The following is a 245-nucleotide window of genomic DNA, read 5'->3' as shown; positions in this document are numbered from 1 at the left end:
GTGGCGTTCAGCTCGCGAATGCCGAGCAGGGCCAGGGAGGTGAAATGCTCGAAGTGCCGTTGCGGCTCGGCGCGCCAAGCCTGCAGGGCCTGGACCCAGGCGAGGCGTTGCGCGTTGCACTCCTGAACCATGCCGGCGGGGTCTGGCACCGTCAGCGCGAGCACGCCGTCGGCGAGCTCTTCGCGTTGTATCAGGGCACCGATGTACGTGCGCGTGGCCGCCAGGCGCTCGAGGCGAGGGTAGAA

Annotated in this window: 1 protein-coding gene; it reads right to left on the bottom strand. The window is 69.0% G+C overall.

Annotation, left to right across the window (positions count from 1 at the left end; all coding sequences use genetic code 11):
* On the bottom strand, nt 1-245 hold a 245-nt coding region (locus tag HU735_RS26895; RefSeq protein WP_186716504.1), incomplete at both ends, for a hypothetical protein.

The organism is Pseudomonas sp. BW16M2, from assembly GCF_014268865.1.
GTDB lineage: Bacteria > Pseudomonadota > Gammaproteobacteria > Pseudomonadales > Pseudomonadaceae > Aquipseudomonas > Aquipseudomonas peradeniyensis.
The sequence above is the reverse complement of the archived record's forward strand: the minus strand, read 5'-3'. Positions and strand labels throughout refer to the sequence as shown.